Origin of the sequence: Roseomonas populi (genome assembly GCF_024594815.1) — a bacterium.
Lineage (GTDB): Bacteria > Pseudomonadota > Alphaproteobacteria > Acetobacterales > Acetobacteraceae > Roseomonas > Roseomonas populi.
On the sequence record NZ_JANJOU010000009.1, the window covers coordinates 119,214 to 140,811 of the forward strand.

The 21,598-nt window shown below is 72.4% G+C and carries 18 protein-coding genes; 11 read left to right on the plus strand and 7 right to left on the minus strand.

Features of this window, described 5'->3' with window-relative positions; genetic code table 11:
- Positions 1–5 precede the first annotated feature (5 nt).
- Positions 6–911, minus strand: a complete 906-nt coding sequence (locus NRP21_RS12875) for a glycosyltransferase family 9 protein (RefSeq protein ID WP_257716606.1) — start codon at positions 909–911, stop codon at positions 6–8.
- An 84-nt stretch (positions 912–995) separates the two neighbouring features.
- Here NRP21_RS12875 and ygfZ point away from each other — a divergent pair, with 84 nt between their 5' ends.
- From ygfZ to NRP21_RS12890, 3 genes are read left to right on the plus strand one after another with little or no spacing between them, the layout of a single operon-like run.
- Positions 996–1,811, plus strand: a complete 816-nt coding sequence (gene ygfZ / locus NRP21_RS12880; RefSeq protein WP_257716607.1) for a CAF17-like 4Fe-4S cluster assembly/insertion protein YgfZ — start codon at positions 996–998, stop codon at positions 1,809–1,811.
- Between the two features lie 45 nt (positions 1,812–1,856).
- Positions 1,857–2,660, plus strand: a complete 804-nt coding sequence (locus NRP21_RS12885) for a GntR family transcriptional regulator (protein WP_257716608.1) — start codon at positions 1,857–1,859, stop codon at positions 2,658–2,660.
- Entirely contained in the window at positions 2,593–3,549 is a 957-nt protein-coding gene (locus tag NRP21_RS12890) for a 2-hydroxyacid dehydrogenase (protein ID WP_257716728.1), read from the plus strand. Before NRP21_RS12885 ends, NRP21_RS12890 begins: the two co-directional genes overlap by 68 nt.
- A 4-nt stretch (positions 3,550–3,553) precedes the next feature.
- Here the strand turns inward: NRP21_RS12890 and NRP21_RS12895 are convergent, their stop codons facing one another.
- The 3 genes from NRP21_RS12895 to NRP21_RS12905 all read right to left on the minus strand — a co-directional run bounded on the left by NRP21_RS12895 (position 3,554) and on the right by NRP21_RS12905 (position 5,997).
- On the minus strand, positions 3,554–3,805 hold the full coding sequence (locus tag NRP21_RS12895) for a hypothetical protein (protein ID WP_257716609.1): 252 nt from the start codon (positions 3,803–3,805) through the stop codon (positions 3,554–3,556).
- A 49-nt stretch (positions 3,806–3,854) separates the two neighbouring features.
- Positions 3,855–4,625: a DUF1194 domain-containing protein gene (locus NRP21_RS12900; RefSeq protein WP_257716610.1), complete on the minus strand. Its 771-nt coding sequence runs from the start codon at positions 4,623–4,625 to the stop codon at positions 3,855–3,857.
- 334 nt (positions 4,626–4,959) lie between these two features.
- Complete coding sequence (locus NRP21_RS12905; RefSeq protein WP_257716611.1) at positions 4,960–5,997, minus strand: ABC transporter substrate-binding protein; 1,038 nt, start codon at positions 5,995–5,997, stop codon at positions 4,960–4,962.
- 60 nt (positions 5,998–6,057) lie between these two features.
- Between NRP21_RS12905 and NRP21_RS12910 the strand changes: the two genes are divergently transcribed.
- The 3 genes from NRP21_RS12910 to NRP21_RS12920 are packed head-to-tail and all read left to right on the plus strand — an operon-like array spanning position 6,058 to position 9,773.
- Positions 6,058–7,524, plus strand: coding sequence for an amidase (locus tag NRP21_RS12910; protein WP_257716612.1), 1,467 nt, complete (start codon positions 6,058–6,060; stop codon positions 7,522–7,524).
- Positions 7,525–7,572: 48 nt separating this feature from the next.
- Positions 7,573–8,613 carry a ring-opening amidohydrolase gene (locus tag NRP21_RS12915; protein WP_257716613.1) on the plus strand — a complete coding sequence of 347 codons (1,041 nt, stop codon included), beginning with the start codon at positions 7,573–7,575 and terminating at the stop codon, positions 8,611–8,613.
- Entirely contained in the window at positions 8,613–9,773 is a 1,161-nt protein-coding gene (locus tag NRP21_RS12920; protein WP_257716614.1) for a flavin-dependent monooxygenase, read from the plus strand. Before NRP21_RS12915 ends, NRP21_RS12920 begins: the two co-directional genes overlap by 1 nt.
- 285 nt (positions 9,774–10,058) lie before the next feature.
- On the opposite strand, the gene NRP21_RS12925 is transcribed toward NRP21_RS12920, so the two are convergent.
- Positions 10,059–12,242, minus strand: coding sequence for a tetratricopeptide repeat-containing glycosyltransferase family protein (locus NRP21_RS12925; protein ID WP_257716615.1), 2,184 nt, complete (start codon positions 12,240–12,242; stop codon positions 10,059–10,061).
- A gap of 143 nt (positions 12,243–12,385) precedes the next feature.
- On the opposite strand from NRP21_RS12925, the gene NRP21_RS12930 reads away from it, so the two are divergent.
- Positions 12,386–13,759: a glycosyltransferase family 4 protein gene (locus NRP21_RS12930; RefSeq protein ID WP_257716616.1), complete on the plus strand. Its 1,374-nt coding sequence runs from the start codon at positions 12,386–12,388 to the stop codon at positions 13,757–13,759.
- A gap of 86 nt (positions 13,760–13,845) precedes the next feature.
- A complete protein-coding gene (locus NRP21_RS12935) occupies positions 13,846–14,133 on the plus strand; it encodes a DUF3297 family protein (RefSeq protein ID WP_257716617.1) in 288 nt (95 codons plus the stop codon).
- Between the two features lie 3 nt (positions 14,134–14,136).
- On the opposite strand, the gene NRP21_RS12940 is transcribed toward NRP21_RS12935, so the two are convergent.
- The gene (locus NRP21_RS12940; protein WP_257716618.1) at positions 14,137–15,789 is read right to left on the minus strand and encodes a cation:proton antiporter; all 1,653 of its coding nucleotides are present in this window, start codon (positions 15,787–15,789) and stop codon (positions 14,137–14,139) included.
- 34 nt (positions 15,790–15,823) lie between these two features.
- Here NRP21_RS12940 and NRP21_RS12945 point away from each other — a divergent pair, with 34 nt between their 5' ends.
- Positions 15,824–16,816 carry a tripartite tricarboxylate transporter substrate binding protein gene (locus NRP21_RS12945; protein WP_257716619.1) on the plus strand — a complete coding sequence of 331 codons (993 nt, stop codon included), beginning with the start codon at positions 15,824–15,826 and terminating at the stop codon, positions 16,814–16,816.
- A 6-nt stretch (positions 16,817–16,822) separates the two neighbouring features.
- Here NRP21_RS12945 and NRP21_RS12950 read toward each other — a convergent pair whose 3' ends face one another.
- Complete coding sequence (locus NRP21_RS12950) at positions 16,823–17,968, minus strand: mandelate racemase/muconate lactonizing enzyme family protein (RefSeq protein ID WP_257716620.1); 1,146 nt, start codon at positions 17,966–17,968, stop codon at positions 16,823–16,825.
- 275 nt (positions 17,969–18,243) lie between these two features.
- On the opposite strand from NRP21_RS12950, the gene ileS reads away from it, so the two are divergent.
- Positions 18,244–21,072 carry an isoleucine--tRNA ligase gene (gene ileS, locus NRP21_RS12955; protein WP_257716621.1) on the plus strand — a complete coding sequence of 943 codons (2,829 nt, stop codon included), beginning with the start codon at positions 18,244–18,246 and terminating at the stop codon, positions 21,070–21,072.
- Entirely contained in the window at positions 21,072–21,590 is a 519-nt protein-coding gene (gene lspA, locus NRP21_RS12960; RefSeq protein WP_257716622.1) for a signal peptidase II, read from the plus strand. Before ileS ends, lspA begins: the two co-directional genes overlap by 1 nt.
- Positions 21,591–21,598 lie beyond the last annotated feature (8 nt).

The following is a 21,598-nucleotide window of genomic DNA, read 5'->3' on the forward strand; positions in this document are numbered from 1 at the left end:
GAAGTCTAGACCGCGACGGGCGAGGGCAGCAGGGCCGTTGCGGCCTCCAGCGCCATCTCGACGGAAAGCCCCTCCATCCGCCCGTCCGGCGCCACCACGGCCCGCGCGGCGCGGCCCACCGGCCCGTACTCGGAGGCGGGGGTGGGCCCGAACAGGCCCAGCGTCGGCGCCCCCGCCGCCGCGGAGAGGTGCATCAGCCCGGAATCATTGCCCACGAAGAGCCGCGCCCGCGCCAGCAGCGCCGCCGCCTCGGGCAGGGAGAGCGCCCCGATCAGGTCCAGCGCCCCCGGCAGGGCGCGCACCACGGGGTCCGCCATGGCACGCTCCGCCCCACCCGGCCCACCCAGCAGGACGGGGCGCGCGCCTTCCAGCGGGCCGCCGGCCGCGGTCAGGGCCCCGGCCAGGGCCACGAAGCGCTCCGCCGGCCAGACCTTGCCCGCCCAGTTGGCGGTGGGGCCCAGTGCGAGGATCGGCTGGTCATCTCCCAGTAGGGCCGCGATGCGCACGGAATCCTCCGGCGCGAACCAGGCCACGGGGCGGGGCGGCGGGTCCAGCCGCAGCACCCCGGCGATGTGGCCGATGCGGTGCCCGGGCCGCCGCCCGCCCCGCATCACCACCCGCCGCCGCGCCGGCACCAGGTAGCCCAGCGCGGAACCCCGCAGGTCCACAACCAGGTCCCAGAACGTGCCGGCCACCTGCGCCCAGAGGTCGATCCAGTGCAGGGACAATGCCCGCTTCGTCACCACAATCGTCCTCTCCCGGCCCGGCATCCGGGCGAAAACGCCCTCCGCCACCGGGCCGCAGGCCACCGTGATCCGCGCGCCGGGATGGGTGCGGATCAGGTGGTCCAGCAGGCCGGTGGAGAGGACGGCGTCGCCGATCCGGGTGGAGGTGACAAAGAGGATCCGCATGGGCGCGGCGCTTGTAGCACGCCCCCGGGCGGAAGGGGCCAGCACGGCTTGCACCCCGGGCAGGCGCGCCCGATCTCCCCCAACATGCCCAGCGCCCTTCTTCCCGACCGTGGCCTCGTCGCCGTCTCCGGCCCCGACCGGGAAACCTTCCTCCAGGGCCTCGTCTCGAACGACGTGGCGGCTCTGGGCACAGGCATGCGCTGGGCTGCCCTCCTCTCCCCCCAGGGCAAGTGGATGAGCGACTTCCTGATGTTCGAGGCGCCTGCGATCGCGCCCGACGCCATCCTGCTGGACCTGCCACGGGCGGATGCGGCGATGGTCGTGGAGCGCCTCTCCCGCTTCCGCCTGCGCGCCAAGGTCGCGCTCTCCGAACTCTCGGGGGAGGTGCCCGTCGGTGCCGTCTGGGCCGAGGAGCCGCCCATGGCGGCCGTGGCGCGCCGCGACCCCCGGCTGGAGGCGGCGGGCTGGCGGACCTATGGCACGGCGCTGGAGGGCGACCCGGCGGATTACGACCGCCACCGCCTGGCGCTCGGCCTCCCCGACGGCGCGCGGGACCTGGACCGCGACAAGACGGTGCTGCTGGAAGCCGGCTTCGACGAGCTGGGCGGCATTGCCTGGGAAAAGGGCTGCTACATGGGCCAGGAGCTGACGGCCCGCACGCGCTACCGTGGCCTCCTGAAGCGCCGCCTGATGCCCGTTGTGGTCGAAGGGCCTCTCCTCCCGCGCGACACGCCGGTGATGATGGATGGCGCGACGGTCGGCGACATGCGCTCCGGCCGCGAGGGGCGCGGCCTCGCCCTGCTGCGGCTGGAAGCCGCGCGGGCCGATGCGCTGGCCTGCGGAGAAGCGGTTCTCCGCCCGGCGGTGCCGGAATGGATGCGCCTCCCCGCCTTGGCCTGAGCCCCTACCCTTGCGGGTTTCTGCTAAACTGCCATAGCGTCTGGCGTGCCCCACCCCCTGCAGCCGCTCGTCACCGACGACGCACCGTCCCTCGCCGAGCGCGCCTATGAGCGCCTCTGCGAGGCGATCGTGGACGGCACCCTGCCGCCGGGGCGAAAGCTGTCGGAACGCAGTCTGGCCGCGGCCCTGGCCATCTCCGCCCAGCCGATCCGGGAGGCGCTGCGGCGGCTGGAGGGAGAGGGGCTGGTGGAGAGCCGCCCGCGCAGCGGCACCTTCGTTGCCGCCCTGGACGAGGGCCGGCTGCTGGAGATGGGCCTGATTCGCGCCTCGATGGAAGGCGTGGCCGCCGGCCTTGTCGCCCGCAACGCGACCCCGGAGGACCTGGCCGCCCTGCGGGACGGCCTGGAAGCCATCCGCGCCGCCACCGCCGCGGACGACCCGGAGCGGCTGCAGGAGGCGAACGAGGCCTTCCACGGCACCCTTCACGCGATCACCGGCAATGCCCTGCTGATCCGCACGCTGCGCGCGCTCCGCGCCTACCACGTGATGAGCCGCGGCCGCGTGCTGGCCAACCGGGCCGAGCGGGCGCTGGCCGAGGCGGAGCACGCCGCGATCCTGGACCGGATAGAGGCCGGCGCGGCCGAGGAGGCGGAGGCACTGATGCGCGCCCACACCATGCGCTCGCTGGCGGTCGCCTTCTCCGGGACCTTCCCGGGCCTCGCTGCCAGGCCGGACGGCGCAGCACCCATTGAGACGGAGCGTGACGGTGGACTCGACGAGCATGATCCCGGGCGGCGTGCTGGTGGCGCGGCGCGTGCCGCCAGCCGTGGCCGAACGTGCGCGGCGTGAGTTCGGCGCCATCGTCGCGGACCACGACATGTCCGCCGACGAGGCGATCGGCATCGCGGCGGAGAAGGGCCTCGCCGCGCTGGTGATCGGCGGATCGGCCAAGATCAATGCGGCCCACGCCGCCGCCCTGCCGCCCGGCCTGAAGATCGTCGCCAATACCAGCGTCGGCTACGACCACATGGACGCGGCGGCGGTGAAGGCCGCGGGCGTGATCGTGACGAACACGCCGGACGTGCTGACGGACTGCACGGCGGACCTCGCCTTCATGCTCCTGCTCAACGCCTGCCGGCGCGGGCACGAGTACGAGGCGATCATGCGCGCGGGCTGGCGCAAGCCCTTCGGCATGCCGGACAACCTGGGCCTCCAGCCCAGCGGCAAGACGCTCGGCATCGTCGGCATGGGGCGGATCGGCCGGGCCATGGCGCAGCGCGCGCGCGGCTTCGGCATGAAGATCCTCTACAACAACCGCACCCGCCTGGCGCCGGAGCTGGAAATGGGCGCGGAGTACGTGGCCGACCTGCGCGAAATGCTGCCGCGCTGCCAGATCCTCTCGCTACACCTGCCCGGCGGCGCGGCGGGCACGCTGATGACGCGGGAGACCTTCGCCCTGCTGCCGCGCGGCGCCGTCTTCGTGAACACCGCGCGCGGTTCGCTGGTGGACGAGGACGCGCTGATCGATGCGCTGAAATCCGGCCAGCTCTTCGCCGCCGGACTGGACGTGTTCCGCCAGGAGCCGGCCTTCGATCTGCGCTTCGCGGAGCTGCCCAACGTGTTCCTGACGCCGCACGTGGCGAGCGCGACGGTGGAGACGCGCGACGCCATGGGCTTCAAGGCGCTGGACAACGTGGCGGCGGTGCTGCGCGGGCAGCCGCCGGTCGATCCGGTCTAGGAGATCAGCCGAAGCGGCGGCGCATCGGCGGGCGGCGCGGCGGGGGCTTCGGCCCCATCACCTCGTCGATCTCGGCCTTGGCCTGGTTGACGAGGTCGATCAGCAGCGTGGAACCGCTTGCCGGCTGCACTTCCCGCGAGCGGCCCAGCCGGGCGGGCGGATGCACCACCACGGAATGAGTACCGTTGCCGCGCTCCTCGATCTCGAGGACGTGCTGGCGGTAGTCGCGGGTGGAGACGATCGTCAGTCGGGGCATGAGATTGCGTAACGCAGGACGAGACTGAGGAACAGGCTTGACTTGCCGCTCACGCGGACACCCGGTCCACCATGGGCATCGCGGCGTAGCGCGGCCCACCCTCAATCCCCGCGATCTCACGTGCGATCTTCCTGCGCACGGCACGATCGAAGGCCTCGAACCCCTCCGCCACCACGAGGAAGGCACCGGGCCCGCCGATCACCTCTTCGCGGTAGTAGTCCTCCAGCGCCGCGGCACCGTTCCCCGGGCCCGGCGCCCGGTCCAGCACGGCGAGGCCGTTCATCACGATCCCCTCGTCCAGCATCCGGGTGCGGACCCCATCCAGGCGGCGGCCGGAGTTGTTCATGCCGTCGCCGGAGATGTCCACCACGCGCCGCGTGCCCTCGAACCGCTCCTGGGCGTAGAGCTGCAGCGCGTGCTCCATGGCGCCGGAGATGGAGGTGTAGCTCCAGGTGCGGCGTGGCGCGGCGTCAATCGCGGCGGCAAAGCGCTCGGCCGATGATTCGTCGCTGATCCGCATCCACGGCACCAGGTCCTCCTGGCTGTCGCTGTCGGACCAGGTGAAAAGGGTGCAGGAGATCGCGCCGATCCCGCCGCCCTTGATCGAGCGGATCACCTCCGGGTCGCGGAAGGCGGCGGCATAGCCGCGCATCTGGGTCTCGTGCTCCTCCGCGTCGATGGAACGGCTGACGTCCACGGCGAGGATCAGCTCGACATCCACCGGCTCCGGCGCGGCGGTAGACGCGCGGGCAGACCGCAGGATGCTTGGGGTGCAGAGCACCCCGGCGCCCGTGAGGCGCAGAAGTTGGCGACGCTGCATCGGCTCCGTCCTTCTGGATGGGCCATGGCCGGCTGTTGTTGCCCGTCTCAGGGACGGGTTATTGTGCAGTGCAACATAAACCGGTTCGGTCGCATGCGCCAGCCCTTCTGGCGTTTTGTTGCGGCCCTGCTCTGACTGCCCCCCCCGTGCTGACGATTCACCGGGCGCGGCGTCCCTGGTCACGAAGGTGCAACATTGAACGGCTAGCGCAACTCGCGGTTGCGCGCCTTGTTGCCATACCAACCGGGAAGCAGGAGCTAGCTGCCCAGCATGGCGGCGGCTTCTTCCCGGCCAAAGGCGGGCGGGGAGGATGCCTGCCCTCCCCGCCAGCAGGTCAGAGGCGCCGCTCCTCGATCGGCGGGAGGAAAGCGTCCGTGTAGATATCCGCCACCTTCAGCCTGTTCGGCATGCCATAGGCGGTCTCCACAGCCTCGATCGCCTTCTGGAAGCGCGCCATGTCGGGGTTGGAAAGCCCATTCCGCATGACGTGGTCCGAGATGACCTGCTGCTCCATGCTGATCGCCTGCCGCTCGGTCTCGATCGCCACATCCGTCAGCGGCTCGACCTTCTTCAGCGCGGCGATGCTCTCCGCACGGTTCCTGTTGGCTTGGATCAGGCCGCGGAACAGGGCGCGCTGCGCGTTGCGCACCACCTCAGGGTTCTTCTCGGCGAAGGCCCTGGTCGTGATGTAGGCGGTACCCAGCAGGTCCAGCCCGTGGTCGCGGTAGTACAGGATGTTCTGCTGCGGGAAGTCCAGCCCCAGCGCCTTCAAGGACATCCCGACGGAGGTAATGGCCCCCGTCACGCCATCCGTCCGCTTCTGCACCAGCATCGGCTCGCGCAGCTCCGGGCTCACGCTCATCCAGTTCACCTTGCCGGGGTCCACGCCCGCCATCCGGGCAAAGGCGGGAAAGAGCTGGCGGCCCGCATCGGATTCCGGCGCGGCGAGCGTGCGGCCCTCCAGGTCCTTCGGCGTCTTCACCCCGCCATCCGCGCGCGTCACGGCGCAGAGCAGCGAGCGGTCGCCCCAGATGCCGGTGACGACCAGGCCCGAATTCGGGTTCTCCGCCATGAACTTGATGACGGGGTTGATGTCTGCCTGCCCCATGTCATAGGCACCGCCGGCGATGTCCACCGGCACGCGGCCGGAGCCGAAGCCGCGATCGACCGAGGCGTCCAGCCCCACCTCGCGGAAATACCCCTTCTCCAGCGCCATGCTGGCATAGGCGTTGGGCCCCTGCTTCGCCCAGTCCAGCGCGAAGCGCAGCTTCGGCATCGCCTGGGCCCGCGCCAGGTGCGGCCGGGCCAGCCCGCCCGCGGAGAGCGCGGCGGCCGCGGCCAGCAGGTGGCGGCGGGACGGATTCTGTTGCATGGAGGCTCCTCTTCCCGCCCGAGGGCACCCCGGCGGCACGCCTGCCTGGCAGCAAGAACGGTGCCGGAAGGATCAGGGCCTCGCCCGGGCGCACCGGGCCGCCACAAGCGCCGGAGCACCCCTCCCATCGATCCCTGCCTGATCACGGCCGAAGGCCTCGTCCGCTTCTACCGCCGCCACATCCTCTCGCCGCTGGAGGTGACGCAGGCCGTGCTGGCGCGGGCGGAGCGGCTGAACCCCGCCCTCAACGCGGTTGTCACCCTCGATTCCGCAGGCGCGCTGGAGGCGGCGCGGGCCAGCGAGGCGCGCTGGGCGGCGGGTTGCCCGCTGGGCCCGCTGGACGGCGTGCCGCTGACGGTGAAGGACAACATCCCCGTCGCTGGGCTGCGCTGTAGCTGGGGCAGCGCCACGCACCGCGACTTCATCCCCGCGCGGGACGAGCTGCCCGTGGCGCGGCTGCGCGCGGCCGGCGCCGTGATCCTCGGCAAAACCAATGTCCCGGAATTCACGCTGGAGGGCTACACGAGCAACGCCCTGTTCGGCCCCACCCACAATCCCTGGAACACGGATCTCACCCCCGGCGGCTCCAGCGGCGGGGCCGTGGCGGCCGTCGCCGCAGGACTCGGCCCGCTCGCCATCGGCACGGATGGGGGTGGCTCCATCCGCCGCCCCGCTTCCCACACCGGACTTGTCGGGATGAAGCCCACCCCCGGCCGCGTGCCCCGCGCGGACGGCCTGCCACCGATCCTGCTGGACCTAGAGGTGATCGGCCCGATCGCCCGAACCCTGGGCGACGCCGCCATCCTCCTCTCCGTCATGGCCGCGCCGGACCCGGTGCGGGATCCCGCCTCGCGCGGCCTGCCGCCCTTCCTGCCGCCGGACGAGATGCCGCGGCTCCGCATCCGCTACGTGCCGTACTTCCCCGGCCATCCCGTGGACCCGGGCATCGCCGCCTCGGTCGCCACCGCCGCGCGCGGGTTGGCCGCGCTGGGCCATGAGGTGGAGGAAGGCCCTCCGCCTTTCGACGTGGAGACAGTCCTGCCCCTTTTCGGGGCCATCGGCGGGGCGGGGCTGGCCTGGCTGCTCTCCACCCTGCCGGGGAATCCCGATCCCCGTTCCCCGAACCTCCTCGCCATGGCGCAGGCCGGGCGGGCCATGCCGGCCGGGGCACTCATGGCGGCGCTGGACGGGATGGCCGCCTTCAGGCGCCAGATCGCAGGGTTCCTGACGACCGAGTGCGACGCCATCCTCACGCCCTCCGCCGCCGCCCTGCCCTGGTCGGCCGGGGAGTCCCACCCGCCGGTGATCGATGGCCAGCCCGTGGGGCCGCGCGGGCATGCGGTCTTCACCAACTTCGCCAATCTCGGCGGCCTTCCCGCCCTCGCCCTGCCCTGCGATCCCGTGGGTGGCCTGCCCTGCGGTTTCCAGCTCGTCGGCCCGCCCGGGTCGGATGCCGTGCTGATGGCTGTGGGGGCGGAGTACGAGGCGGCGCATCCCTGGGCGGATCGCTGGCCACCCCTGGCCTAGTCTGGCCCGCCTCTTGCCCGGCACCGGGGGCCATCACCGGAGCCCCCCGTGCCGCGCCTCGTCATCCACCGCCTTCCCATGGCGCATCCCGGCGACGTCTCAGCCCTCGCCACCCTGATCGCGGGGGGCACCGTCCCCGCTGCCTCCATCCGCGCCGTCATCGGCAAGACCGAGGGCAATGGGGGGCTGAACGACTTCACCCGCGGCTACTTTACCCAGTCCCTGATGCAGCTGCTGGCGCGGGAAACCGGTGAGGCGGCCGAGGACCTGGCCGCCCGCATCCCCTGCGTGCTCTCCGGCGGCACGGAGGGCGTCCTCTCCCCTCACTACGTCGTCTTCGCGGTGGAGGAGGCGGCGGGCGAGGCCGGCCTGGCGATCGGCACCGCCTTCGGCCCACCGGTCGCCCCCGGCGACGTGGGCAACGACGCCCAGATCGCCCGCGTGGCCGATGCCGTGCGCGCCGCCATGGCCGATGCGGGGATCGCCGATGCCTCCGACATCGCCCTGGTGCAGGTGAAATCCCCGGCCGGCGGCCCCGGCCTGCTGCTGCGCTCCGTCGCGGGCGGCGCTATGGGCGCAGCCCTCGCGCTGGGCGACGTGCCGGCGGAAGAAGCACGCGGCGCCGCGCTTCTGGAACGCCTGGACCTCTTCTCCCCCCGCGTCAGCGCCTCCGCCGGGGTGGAGGTGGAGCGGGACGAGGTGGTGGTGCTCGGCAAGGCCCCCGGCTGGGCGCCCGGCCTCCGCATGGCCGTGCGCGCCATGGCGGACGCGCTGGACCTGCGCGCCGTGCAGTCCGCCTTCCGCGCCGCGGGGCTGGAGACCGACCCGGACGTGCCGGAGGCGCAGCGCCCGCGCATCCGCGCCGTGCTCGCCAAGGGCGAGCCGGACCGCACCCTGCGCATCCGCGGCCAGCGCCACACCATGCTCGGCGACACGGACATCGACGCGCAGCGCCACCTGCGCGGGGCGGTCGGCGCCGTCATCGCCGCCGTGGCGGGGGATGGGCGGATCTTCGTCTCCGGCGGCGCGGCCCACCAGGGCCCGCCCGGCGGAGGCTTGGTAGCGGTGATCGCGGCGGAGGTGGCGTGATGCGGATCGGGATCATCGGGAGCGGCGTCGCCGGCTCCCTCCTCGCCGAAGGGCTCGTCGGCGCCCCCGGCCTGGACGTCTCCGTTTTCGAGCGCGCGGCGGCGGGCGAGCACGCGGAGGCTGGAACCGGCCTCAACCTCGGACCCAACGCGCTGAAGGCGCTGCGCCTGCACAACCCTGCCCGCCACGCGGCGCTGCGCGCGGCCTCCCTGCCCTGGCGCCGCTGGATCGTGGAGCTGTGCGACGGCACGCCCCTGCTCGACCTCGACATGCTGGAGGTGGCGGAGGAACCCGGCGTCCGCATCCGCTGGTCCGAGCTGTACCGCGTGCTGCGCGCGCCCATCGCCCCCATCGCCCACCAGGGCCACGCCCTGGAGGCGCTGGAGGAAGACGCCGCCGGCCGCCTCGTCCCTGTGTTTCGCACATCTGGCGGCACCCTGGCCCGGCACGGCGGCTTCGACCTGCTGGTTGGCGGAGACGGCCGCTACTCCCGCCTGCGCGCCCTGACGGCAGGGGAGCCGCCATCGCGTCAGCTCGGCGTCTGCATCTGGCGCATGCTGGTGGAGGACGCCACAAGCTGCCCCTTCGACGACTACGGCCAGTGGTTCCAGGGCCCAAACCGTCTCCTCGCCTTCCGGGTGCCGGGCGACGCTACCTACGTCGCCGGAGCCTTCCCGCTGGAGGGCGACATGGCCATCCCCGCCGAGGCGCGGACCGCCGCCTTCCAGCGCGCCCTCTTCACCCCCGCGAACGGCAGGCCCAGCCCCGCCGTCGCCTGGATGCTGGACCGGATCGAGACGGGGATCGGCGACATCCACTGGGCCCGCATGCAGGAAGCCCCGGTCCAGCGCCACGCGGCGGGCGGCCGGGCGCTGTTCCTGGGGGACGCCGCCCAGGCCATGGTCCCCACCCTCGGCCAGGGTGCGACCCAGGCGGTGGAGGACGGGGTGCTGGCCGCCGCCGTGCTGCGCGCGGGCGGTGGGGCGCAGGAAGTGGCCGCGCTGCGCGACCCGCGCCTGGACTATGTCCGCGGCCTCTCCCACGAGGCGAGCGACACCATCCTCGGCACCGATCCCGTTTCCGGCACGCGGAAGAAGGGGGAAGCGCCCTTCTTGGAAAAGCTGCGCCGGCTTTACCTGGATGTGCCGGCGGCAGTTTGAGCGCTGGTGGCCCCCAAGGGGCTCTGCCCCTTGGATCCCCGCCAGGAGGCTGGTTGGACTTATAGGTCCAACCCTGGACCTGCATCGGGCTGCCGAAGGGACTGACTTGCGGCGTGGCGCTGATGCCAGGGGCCTCATCCTGCCCTTGCAGTCGCCTCGGCTCCACGAGCCGAGGCGCACCGCCAGCGAAGCCCAGACCAGCCGATAGAAAAAGATGAGTGTGAGGGGTCCGGGGAGAGGAAGAATTCCTTCTTCCTCTCCCCGGGACAGACCGGCCTTGCAAGCTCAGAGCGGCTGCGCCGGAACCAGCAGGCGGTTCTCCAGATAGGCCACCCGGTCCCGCACCTCTCCGGCGCGCATCACCGCCACCGAGACAATGCCGATCCCCACGCGAGTGCCGTCTTCCAGCTCGCCGCCGGGGGAGGCTTCCAGCACGAGCCGCAGTTCAGGCTCGCCCGGGCCGATCTCCAGCGCAACCTCGCCCGCGGCTTCCGCGCGGCGCTCCACTATCGTGGCGCTGGCGCCTTTCCGGCCGAAGGTCAGGCGCACGGCCCCTTTCACTCCAGGCGGCGGGCGGAGCGCGACGGTCACGCGGGCCGGGCCCTCGAAGGGCGCAATCAAGGCCAGCGCGGCCCGCCCGGGCCGGGTCCAGGCGCCCCACTCCTCCGGCGGGAGCCAGCCGGCGCCCTCCGGCAACTGGGCCGCGCGCGCCAGGGCGGAACTTGGCCCGGGCGAGCCGCCATGGCCGAGACGGACAATGCCGGAGAGCGGCAGGGGCGGCGGTGGGTCCTGCGGCTCCCGCGCCAGGCGGCGGGCGCTGGCCAGCATCTCCTCCGCCACCTCCGCCCAGGGGCGCAGGCCGCCATGGCGGGGGATGCGGGCGGCGGCGGCGGCCAGCCTCGCCGGATCGGCGATCAGCCCCTCCACCGTCGCGGCCAGGTCCTCCGCGCTGCCGGGCGTGAAGAACACGGCGCCGTTGCGCCCGCTCTCCATCAGGGAGGGAATTTCCGACACCACGGGCACCCGCCGGTGCAGCAAGGATTCGGAGACAGGCAGCCCCCACCCCTCATGCCGGCTGGGGTAGATGGTGAAGAGGCAGCCCCGGTAGAGCCGGGCCAGCGCCGCGTCGTCCAGATCGTGGAGGAGCGTCACTCGCTCCGCCAATGCGGGATCGTCGGCCAGCGCCTCAAGGATGCGCCCGTCGCCAGGCGCCCTCCGGCCCGCGAAGACCAGGCGCGGCGTGCCCGCCGCCCCGCGCCGGTCCAGCAGGATCCGCCAGGTGGTGAGGGCCAGCAGGTGGTTCTTCCGGGGCTCCAGGCTGGAGACGAGGAGGATGAAGGGCCCCTCCGGCAGCGCCGGGTGGGCGGCCACACGCTGGACGGAAGATCGTGGCATCTCCCGCAGGACCGGCAGCCGGGGCAGGCGGCGCCCGGGAGGCCCGGCGGCCGGGGCTTCCTCCGGCTCCGGCACCGCGGGATCGCGCCCGTCAGGCGTGACGACGAGGACCGGCGGCGCCGCCCAGTCCGGCAGGTGGCGCGCCATCAGGCGGCGGTACTCCGCGGCGGTGGCGTGGGAAACGGCGAGAACGCCGTCCGCCAGCACCGGAAGGGCGGAGAACCAGCGCCCGAACTCCGCCCGCAGCGCCGGCCCGGCGAGGTCCGGCAGGACCAGCGGCCCGCAATCATGCAGCAGCGGCACGTGGCGGGCCCCGGCGGCGCGGGCGGCGCGAAGGGCGGTGGCGTAGCGCGGCAGCCACCAGGCGCTGCCGGTCATCAGGATCAGGGTGCCCGGCCCGGGCCGCAGCGGCGGGCCCGCGCGTCGCCACCCCTCCAGCACCCCCAGCGTGTCGAGCCAGACCGGATCCTTTGCGTCCGCGCCGCTGCGAGAAAGGTGGTAGAGGCGCCGGAACAGGGGCGTCGGCAGCACGCGCCAGCCATCCTCCTCCGGGTGCATGGCGCAGAGCGACACCTGGTCCGCCAGCGCGGCCGCGATCTCGGCCTGCACGCGCTGAATGCCGCTGGGGGCCCGGCGGTGGAAGAACCAGGAGACGAGGTCAGAGAGGTCCAGCACCGGCCCTTCCCCGCGGGAGGCCGGTACCTGGGACAGGGCGGCGCGCCACTCCGCCTGGGCCGCCGCGTCCTGGGGGTCGAGTAGGAGGGCGCGGCCATAGGCCTCCGCCGCCGCCTCGCGCCGGCCCAGCAGCTTCAGTGCGTGGCCGATCTGCAGGTGGATGTCCACGTCGTCCGGCTGCATCGCCTCCGCGCGGCGGTAGAGGTCCAGGGCGCCGGCGGGGTCGCCATCCTCCTTCAGGCAGTGGCCGCGCTGGACGAGGATGCCGCGATCCTCCGGCCGCAGGCGGAGATAGGCGCCATAGGCCTCCGCGGCCTCGCCCCAGCGCCCGGCATCCCGCGCGTCGTCGGCCCGGGCCAGCAGCGCGCCCGCATTCCCATCCCCTCGGCTCTCCGGCAACGCCCATCCCCCTCCGGCCCGCGGGGACCATGCCGCGGCGGGCCGGGCAAGGCCAGCGCCCCGGCATCCCCGCGCGGTGCGGCCGCCCCGGAGGGGCAACCCTGGGTTGGCCGCCGCGCCCCATCGCCTATAGGGTCCGGCCGATGCGCCCCAGAATCCTGATCGACGGCTTCAACCTCGCCCTGGAGCACGGCACGGGCGTATCGACCTACGCCCGTAATCTCTCATACAGGCTTGGCGCCGCGGGCGCGGAGGTGGAGGTTCTCTACGGCCGCCACGTCGGCCCCAAGTGGACCGACCTGATGCGCGAGGTCGCCTTCTTCGACGACCCAGCCATCGAGCGCATGACCCTGGGACGCCGGATCAGGCGCTTCCGCCGGACGCTTGCCGCCGGTTTCGGCGAAACCGCCGCGCACATTCCCGTGACCGGAAAGGTCGTTGCCGACACCTATGCCGGGCGTATGCCCCACTTCGACCGGCTGTGGAACATCGAGGACGTGTTCAACCGCGCCCACAACCGGTTCAAGATGTTCCCGAAATCCGTGCCGGTGAGCCTGCAGGGCACGGCCCCGGCCGTGGCGCACTGGACCTACCCGCTGCCGATCCGCATGCCCGGGGCACGGAACATCTACACCTTCCACGACCTGGTGCCGCTGCGCCTGCCCTTCACCACGCTGGACCAGAAGCGCCGCTACTTCCGCCTGTGCAGGCTGTTGCTGAATCAGGCGGACCACATCGTGACGGTCAGCGAGACCTCCCGCCGTGACGTCATCAACCTGCTCGGCGCGCCCGAGGAGAAGGTGACGAACACCTACCAGTCCGTGGAGCTGCCCGCTTCCCTGGCGAACAAGCCGGAGGACCAGGCGCGGGACGAGATCCGCGGCGCCTTCGGGCTGGAGTGGAAGGGCTACCACCTGTTCTTCGGCGCCATCGAGCCGAAGAAGAACCTGGGGCGGCTGATCGAGGCGCACCTCGTCTCCGGCGTGAAGACGCCGCTGGTGATCCTGGGCAAGCAGGCCTGGAAGAGCGACCAGGAGATGCGGCTCCTCTTCGAGGACCACCAGCGCTGGATGACCCAGTCCGGCGAGCAGAAGCTGACCCAGCGCAAGCTGCGGGAGCAGATCATCCTGCTGGACTACGCGCCCTTCCGCTTGCTGGTCTCCGTGATCCGCGGCGCGAAATCCGTGCTGTTCCCCTCCCTCTACGAGGGCTTCGGCCTGCCGGCGCTGGAGGCGATGAGCCTCGGCACGCCGGTGCTGACCTCCAACACCGCTTCTCTTCCGGAGGTGGTGGGGGACGCGGCGGTGAAGGTGAACCCCTACGACATCCGCGCCATGGTGGAGGGTATCCGCGCCCTGGATTCGGACGAGGAGCTGCGCGAGCACCTCTCCTGGGCCGGGCAGCGCCGGGCCGCGACCTTCAGCGCGGCCGCCTACGAGGCCCGGCTGGCCGAGCTCTATGCAAAGCTCGGCGTGAACCTGGAGCCGGGGGCGGCCGAGGTCAGGATGGGAGCGTGAACGCTCCGGCAGGGCTTGGACTCCGGCACCGCCCCCGCTAACACGCCCCACCTTTCTGACTGCCTTGCCCTCCGATGAGGCCCGCCATGACCGACACCCTGCCCGATCGCCTCTCCGCCGATCCCTCCAGCCCCTTCTTCGACCAGGCCTTGCTGGAACGGGGCGTCGGCGTGCGCTTCAAGGGCGTGGAGAAGAACAACGTCGAGGAGTACTGCGTCAGCGAGGGCTGGGTGCGGCTCTCCGTCGGCAAGGCCGTGGACCGCAAGGGCAAGCCGATGACCATGAAGCTCCAGGGCAAGGTGGAGCCGTATTTCCGCGAGCCCGCCGCCCCCGTTGAGGAAGCCCGGGCCGAAGGGGCCTCGCCCGAGGCCTGAGGATCAGACCGGCCGCACCCGCGGGTCGGCCGCCAGCTCCATCAGGTCCAGCTCCTCCTCCAGCACGTGGAAGGCATCGTCCCCGATGGTGCCGTCCTGCCGCAGCGCCTCCAGCGCGTCCCGCGCCGCCTCCACCGCGCGGCCCTGCAGCGCCGCCGTGCCGCCCGGCGCCGGCGCCTCGATCCGCGCCTCGTCCAGCTTCGCGCGCGCCTTCATGTCCCGCAGCAGCGAATCCCGCGCAGGCGAGGCGGGCAGCGCCTCCAGCGCGTGCATGGCGGCCTTGGAGGTCTTCAGCCGGGCCAGCCGCACCTCCTCCTCCACCGTGTCGTCCTCCGAGGTGCCGAGGCGCCTCAGGAGCGGGCCGAGCGTGCTGCCCTGGACCACGAGCGTGACCAGCACCACGGAGACCGCGGCGAAGACGATCGGGTCCCGAAAGGGCAGGTCCTCCGGCAGGGCCAGCGCCGTGGCGAGGGTGACGATGCCGCGCATCCCCGACCAGGAAATGATGAGGCCACTTCCCACCGTGGGCGCCGGCAGGGGCCGGCCGCGCGGCGCGTAGGGGCCGAAGCGGCGGAGCGCCCAGCGGGCCGCCGTGTTGTAGGACATCACCCAGCCCAGCCGGGCCAGGATCACCGCCAGGCAGGTGCCGGCGGCGAGCAGCATCACCCCCTCCCACTCCCCGTCCAGCCGGCCGAGGATCACGCGCACCTCCAGCCCGATCAGCAGGAAGGCCAGGGCGTTGAGCACGAAGACCGCCACCTCCCACACCGCATAGGCCGCAATGCGGCGCCGGGCGCCGGTGCTGCGCGGGGCGTGGCGGGCGAGCGTCATGCCGTAGGCGACCACGGTGATGATGGCCGAGACGTGCAGCGCCTCCGCCAGGATCCAGACGCCGAAGGTGCCGAGGAACTGCAGGATCACGCTGATCGGCATCTCCAGCGCGACCCGGCGGGTGAAGGCGAAGTAGAGCCGCGCCGCCGCCCAGCCGAGCGCGGCGCCGCCCAGCGCCGTCACCAGCAGCATCGGCACAGCGCTGGCGAGGGAGAAGCTGCCGGTGGCCGCGGCGGCCAGGGCCAGGCGGAAGACCAGCAGGGCGCTGGCGTCGTTGAACAGGCTCTCCCCTTCCAGGATCACCATGATCCGGTGGGGCGGGTTCAGTCGCCGCAGCACGGCGGTGGCGGCGGCGGCATCGGGCGGGGCAACGATGGCGCCCAGTGCCACGGCGGCGGCCCAGGGCATCTCCGGCAGGATCCAGCGGGCCACCACGGCCACCGCGGCGATGGTGATCCCCACCGCCACCAGGGCGAGGGTCGCGACGGGGATCAGATTGTCGCGAAGGTCCCGGGGCGAGGCGTCGAAGGCCGCGTCCAGCAGCACGGGGGCGACAAAGAGGGCCAGTGCCAGCTGCGGGTCGATCGTGACCAGCGGCACGCCGGGGATGAAGGCGGCCGCCAGCCCGCCCAGCGCCAGCAGCGCCGGGGCGGGCACGCGCAGCCGATGCGCCAGGGCCGTGAGCAGGGCCGCCGCCAGGAGGAGGCCGATGATCGTCTCGAAAAGCGCCATTCCCGCAGGGTAACGGGCCGCGAGGACCAGGCGGAAGCGCGGAAGGCGGTTCGCCTTGACTTCGGGCGAAGCAGGAGCCGAGCCTTGCCTCAAGGTCCCCGCCTAAAAGGACCGGAGAGGACATTCCATGAGGGATTCGACCCTGCGCGGCCCCACGCCCGGCTTCGGCCGCCGCGCCCTGTTCGGCACCGCCCTGCTGGCGGCCGTTCCAGCCGCCGCGCAGGACTATCCCACCCGCCCCATCCGCATCCTGGTCGGCTTCACCGCCGGCGGCAGCGCGGACATCATGGCGCGCGACATCGGCCAGCAGCTCTCCGCCGCCTGGGGGCAGCCGGTGGTGGTGGAGAACCGCAGCGGCGCCAACGGCACCATCGCCACCCAGGCCATGATCGCCTCGCCGCCCGATGGCTACACGCTGCTGATGACGGTCTCCTCCCACGTCACGAACCCGCGTCTCTATCCCGGCGTGGACTACGATCCCGTGCGGGATGTCTCGCCCGTCACCCTCGTCGCCTCCTCGCCGCTGGTGATCCTGGCGCATCCGCGCTTCGCCGCGGGCGACATGAAGGCGGCGATCGGGGCGGCGCGCGCGAAGCCCGGCACTGTCACCTATTCCTCGCCCGGCACCGGATCGGTCCAGCACCTGTCCATGGAGCTGATGAACGGGCTGGCGGGGATCGGGATGGTCCATGTCCCCTATCGCGGCGGCGCCAACGCGCTGACGGACCTGCTGAGCGGGCAGGTGCAGCTCAGCATCCTCTCCATCGTCCAGGCGCTGCCGCTGATCCGGCAGGGGCAGGTCAAGGCGCTGGCCGTCACCACCCCTGCCCGCGCCGCCTCGCTGCCGGAGGTGCCGACCCTCGAGGAAGCCGGGGTGCAGGGCTATGATTCCTCCCTCTGGTTCGCCCTCCTGGCGCCGCCGCGCACCCCCGCGCCGATCGTCCACCGGCTGAACGCGGAGGTGACGCGCATGATCCGCACGCCGGAGATGCAGGCCCGGCTCACCGCCCAGGGCGCCGACCCGATCGGCGGCACGGAGGAGGAGTTGGCGTCCTTCCTGCGGGCCGAGGACGCCAAATGGGCGGAGGTGATCCGCCGGGCCAATGTTCGCCCGGAGTAGGCGGGCTCAGACCGCCTCCTCCCAGTATTCCTGCAGGAAGGGCTCCAGCTCGGCCGGATCGAGATCGACCCCGATCCCCGGCGCGTCGGGGATCGCCACCGTCCCGTCCGGGGCCACGGGATGGTCCCCGCGCAGCCGGCGCAGCGCGTTCGGCGTGCGGTCGTACTCGAAGAAGGGATAGGTCCAGGGATCCCCGGCCCGGTGGGACGGCAGCACGGCGGTCATTTGCAGCGAGGCGTGGAAGTTCACGACCGTGCCGAAGACATGCGCCATGACGGGGATGCCGAAGGCCTCCCCCAGCGCGGCGATGCCCATGGCGCTGGTGAAGCCGCCGCAGACCGAGAGGTCGGGCTGGAGGATGTCGAAGGTCCGCTCGATCAGCGCGTCCCGGAAGGCGGGAAGCCCCGCCAGCGCCTCCCCGCCCGCGATGGCGGTGCGCATCAGGCCGGAGAGCATGCGGTAGCCCGGCAGGTCGTCGGGGGCGAGCGGCTCCTCGATCCAGAGCAGCCCGGCCTCCTGCATCCGGTCGGCGGCCTCCAGCGCCGCGCGGGGCGTGTAGCCGCGGTTCACGTCGATCATCAGCGCCACGTCCTCCCCGAGGTCCCGGCGCAGCCTCGTGACGATCGCGGCATCGGCGCGCGGGGAGAGGCCGCTGCGGAGCTTCAGGGCCCGGAACCCCTCCTTCCGATGGGCCTCGGCCTCCTCCGGCACGCGGGCATAGGGGTCCTCGCCGGGCCGCATGAAGGGTCCGCTGACATAGGCGGTGGCCCGCTGGCGCACCGCGCCGCCGAGCAGTGCGTGGAGCGGCACCCCCTCGATCTTCGCCCGGGCATCCCATAGGGCCATGTCCAGCGCGCTGGTCGCCATAAGGGAGACCCCGCGCCGGTCGTAGTTCAGCGTGCCCAGCATGGCCCGGTGCAGCGGCAGGGTGGCGCGCGGGTCCCGGCCGAGGACCAGGGGGGCCAGCACCTTCCGGACATAGGCCCCCGCCGCCACGGGGGAGGAGGCGTTCTCCCCCCAGCCGGAGACGCCCTGGTCCGTCACCACCTGCACCAGCACGGCGGCGCGCCGGCGCAGCACCTGCAGGGCATTCCCCAGCGGCTCCGGCATATCGCAGGCAACCTGGTAGGCACGGATGGCGGTGACCTTCATGGACGGCCCCTCCCTTTCTTGGATCCCGCCGCAGCCTGTGGCCGGGCGGCCCGCTTGCCCAGCCCTGCCCCGTGCGGGGAGCCGATCCGCCCCCCGGCGGGAGCCCGGTCGCTTGACCCCTGCCCCGCCCCCTCCGCATATGGCGCCCATGCTCTTCCGGCCCCCCTGCGCGCGAATTCCCGGCCCGGCCCTCCTCTGAGGGCCGGGAGACGCCGCCGCAGCCCCCTTCTCGCCGCGCCCCCTGGCCGGGCGCCGCCCCGAACACCGGACCGACCATGACCGACGCCCCCGCCTCTGAAGCCCGCGACTACCGAGGCACCGTCTTCCTGCCGAAGACGCCCTTCCCGATGCGCGGCGACCTGCCGAAGAAGGAGCCCGCGACGCTGGCGCGCTGGGCGGCGCAGGACCTGCGCGGGCAGCTGCGGGAGCGGTCCCGCGGGCTGCAGAAGTTCGTGCTGCATGACGGCCCGCCCTACGCGAACGGCCCGCTGCACATCGGCCACGCGCTGAACAAGATCCTGAAGGACGTGATCAACCGCGCCGCCCAGATGTCGGGCAAGGACGCGGACTACGTCCCGGGCTGGGACTGCCACGGCCTGCCAATCGAGTGGAAGGTCGAGGAGGAGTACCGCGCCAAGAAGCAGGACAAGGACAGCGTGCCCATCCTGGAGTTCCGGGAGGAGTGCCGCGCCTATGCCCGCAAGTGGCTGGACATCCAGCGCGAGGAGTTCAAGCGCCTGGGCGTGCTGGGCGACTGGGAAGACCGCTACGCCACGATGGACTTCACCTCGGAGGCGACGATCGCCGAGGAGATCGGCCGCTTCCTGATGAACGGCTCCCTTTACCGCGGCCTGCGCCCGGTGATGTGGAGCCCGGTGGAGAAGACCGCCCTCGCCGACGCCGAGGTGGAGTACCACGACGTCACCTCCCCCACCCTGCACGCCGCCTTCCCCGTGGTTAGCACGCGGGCGCAGGGGCTGGAGGGCGCGCGGGTGGTGATCTGGACCACCACCCCCTGGACCATCCCCGCCAACCGCGCCGTGGCTTACGGGGAGGAGATCGACTACGCGCTGGTCCATGTGGACGGCATCGAGGAGGGCTCCCGCCTCGCCACCGGCGACAACCTGATCATCGCCCTCTCCCTGCTGCCCGCCTTCGCGAAGGAGGCGGGGCTGGCCGCGCATTCCGTGCGGCGGGTCATCAAGGGCACAGAGTTCGCCGGCACGATCCTGGCGCACCCGCTGCGCGGCTGGGCCGCCGGCCAGGGTGCCTATGACCACGACACGCCGATGCTGGCGGGCGACTTCGTCACCGCCGATGCCGGCACGGGCTTCGTCCACATCGCCCCCAGCCACGGCGAGGACGACTTCGCCCTCGGCCGCGCCAACGGGCTGCCGGTGCCGGAGATGGTGGGCGACGATGGCACCTACACGGTGCAGGCCGTCGGCTTCACCGGCCTGCACGTCTTCAAGGCGCACGAGGCCGTCTGGGCCGCACTCGAGATGATGGGGACGCTGGCCGCCAAGGGTTCGCTGAAGCACAGCTACCCGCATTCCTGGCGCAGCAAGAAGCCCGTGATCTTCCGCGCGACGCCGCAGTGGTTCATCGCCATGGACGATGCGAACCAGATCCGGGCCAAGGCGCTGCAGGCGATCGCCGACACGCATTTCGTGCCGGACCAGGGGCGCAACCGCATCGGATCGATGGTGGCGGCGCGGCCCGACTGGTGCATCTCCCGCCAGCGCGCCTGGGGCGTGCCCATCGCCGTCTTCGTGGAGAAGAAGTCCGGCGAGGTGCTGCGCGACCCCGCGGTGATGGACCGCATCATCTGCGCCTTCCGCGAGGAAGGGGCCGATGCCTGGTACAAGCCGGACGCGGCCGCGCGCTTCCTCGGCAATGCGCGCAATCCCGATGACTACGAGCAGGTCATGGACATCGTGGACGTGTGGTTCGAGAGCGGGAGCACCCACGCCTTCGTCCTGCCGGACCACGGCCTGCCCTTCCCGGCGGACCTCTACCTGGAGGGATCGGACCAGCACCGCGGCTGGTTCCACTCCTCCCTGCTGGAATCGGTGGGCACGCGCGGCATCGCGCCCTTCAAGGCCATCCTGACCCACGGCTTCGTGCTGGATGAGTCCGGGCGGAAGATGTCTAAGTCGCTCGGCAACGTCACCGCCCCGCAGGAGGTGATGAAGGACTACGGCGCGGACATCCTGCGCCTCTGGGTGATGAACTCGGACTTCGCGGACGACCTGCGGATCGGCAAGACCATCCTCGGCCAGCAGGCGGAACTGTACCGGCGCATCCGCAACACGCTGCGCTGGCTGTTGGGCAGCCTGGAGGGCTTCGCGGACGCCGAGAAGGTGCCCTACGCGGACCTGCCGGAGCTGGAGCGCTTCATCCTGCACCGCGTGGCAGGGATCGACGCCCGCATACGCAAGGCGGCGGAGGACTACGACTGGTCCGGCGTGATGCCGGAAATCCACAACTTCTGCGCCTCCGACCTTTCCGCCTTCCTCTTCGATATCCGGAAGGACAGTCTTTACTGCGACCGGCCGGACGAGCCGCGCCGGCGCGCCGCGCGCACGGTGCTGGACATCCTGCACCGCTGCCTCTGCACCTGGCTCGCCCCCGTCCTCGTCTTCACGGCGGAGGAGGCCTGGCTCGCCCGCTTCGGGGAGGGCGCGGACAGCGTCCACCTCCAGACCTTCCCGGAGATCCCGGCGGAGTGGCGTGACGACGCCCTGGCGGAGCGCTGGGCGCGGGTGCGCGCCGTGCGCGGGCTGGTGACGGGCGCGCTGGAGAAGGCGCGGGCCGGGGGCGTCATCGGCTCCTCCCTCCAGGCCGCGCCGGAGCTGGCGCTGGCCGAGGCGAATGCCGACCTCTCCGACCTGCCCTGGGCGGAGCTCTGCATCACCTCCGACCTCGCCCTGCTGGACAGCGTCCCGACCGGCGAGGGCACGGAAGTGGCGCCGGAGGCCGCGGTGCGCTTCGCCCCCGCCCCCGGCAACAAGTGCGAGCGGTGCTGGCGCGTGCTGCCGGAGGTGGGGCGGTCCGCCGCCCATCCCGGCCTCTGCCTGCGCTGCGAAGCGGCGGTCGGCTGATGGCTGCCTTGGTTGATAGTCGGGGCAACCTTCGCCGGGGCCTGATCCTGGCCCTGGTGGTCCTGGTCGCGGACCAGGCCAGCAAGTGGTGGATATTGGAAGTCCTCCAGCTTCCCCTCCGCCGCAACGTGAACCTGCTGGGCGGCGGCGCCTTCGGGCTGGACCTGACCATGGTCTGGAACCGCGGCGTCACCTTCGGCCTGCTGTCCGGCAGCGCCCCCTGGCACGCCTGGGCCCTGGCTGCCCTGGCGGCGGCCATCGCCGCCTTCCTCATCCGCTGGATGGTCAAGGCCGAGAACACCCGCACCGCCCTGGCCCTGGGCGCCATCGTCGGCGGCGCGGTGGGCAACGTGATCGACCGCGCCCGCTTCGGCGCCGTGGTGGACTTCGTCGATGCCTATGCCTGGAACTGGCACTGGTACGTCTTCAACGTGGCCGATGCCGCCATCGTCCTCGGAGTCCTCGTGCTGCTGGTCGAGGCCGTGACCGCGCGCCCGCCGGAGCGCGAGGCAGCATGACGAAACGT

Bases quoted from the DNA above. Each gene is read 5' to 3' on its own strand.
- ygfZ (WP_257716607.1), top strand. From the start codon at position 996: ATGCCCAGCGCCCTTCTTCCCGACCGTGGCCTCGTCGCCGTCTCCGGC.
- NRP21_RS12905 (WP_257716611.1), bottom strand. From the start codon at position 5,997: ATGCAACAGAATCCGTCCCGCCGCCACCTGCTGGCCGCGGCCGCCGCG.
- NRP21_RS12875 (WP_257716606.1), bottom strand. From the start codon at position 911: ATGCGGATCCTCTTTGTCACCTCCACCCGGATCGGCGACGCCGTCCTC.
- NRP21_RS12900 (WP_257716610.1), bottom strand. From the start codon at position 4,625: ATGCAGCGTCGCCAACTTCTGCGCCTCACGGGCGCCGGGGTGCTCTGC.
- NRP21_RS12950 (WP_257716620.1), bottom strand. From the start codon at position 17,968: ATGAAGGTCACCGCCATCCGTGCCTACCAGGTTGCCTGCGATATGCCG.
- NRP21_RS12945 (WP_257716619.1), top strand. From the start codon at position 15,824: ATGAGGGATTCGACCCTGCGCGGCCCCACGCCCGGCTTCGGCCGCCGC.
- NRP21_RS12890 (WP_257716728.1), top strand. From the start codon at position 2,593: ATGATCCCGGGCGGCGTGCTGGTGGCGCGGCGCGTGCCGCCAGCCGTG.
- NRP21_RS12935 (WP_257716617.1), top strand. From the start codon at position 13,846: ATGACCGACACCCTGCCCGATCGCCTCTCCGCCGATCCCTCCAGCCCC.
- NRP21_RS12895 (WP_257716609.1), bottom strand. From the start codon at position 3,805: ATGCCCCGACTGACGATCGTCTCCACCCGCGACTACCGCCAGCACGTC.
- lspA (WP_257716622.1), top strand. From the start codon at position 21,072: ATGGCTGCCTTGGTTGATAGTCGGGGCAACCTTCGCCGGGGCCTGATC.
- NRP21_RS12920 (WP_257716614.1), top strand. From the start codon at position 8,613: ATGCGGATCGGGATCATCGGGAGCGGCGTCGCCGGCTCCCTCCTCGCC.
- NRP21_RS12930 (WP_257716616.1), top strand. From the start codon at position 12,386: ATGCGCCCCAGAATCCTGATCGACGGCTTCAACCTCGCCCTGGAGCAC.
- ileS (WP_257716621.1), top strand. From the start codon at position 18,244: ATGACCGACGCCCCCGCCTCTGAAGCCCGCGACTACCGAGGCACCGTC.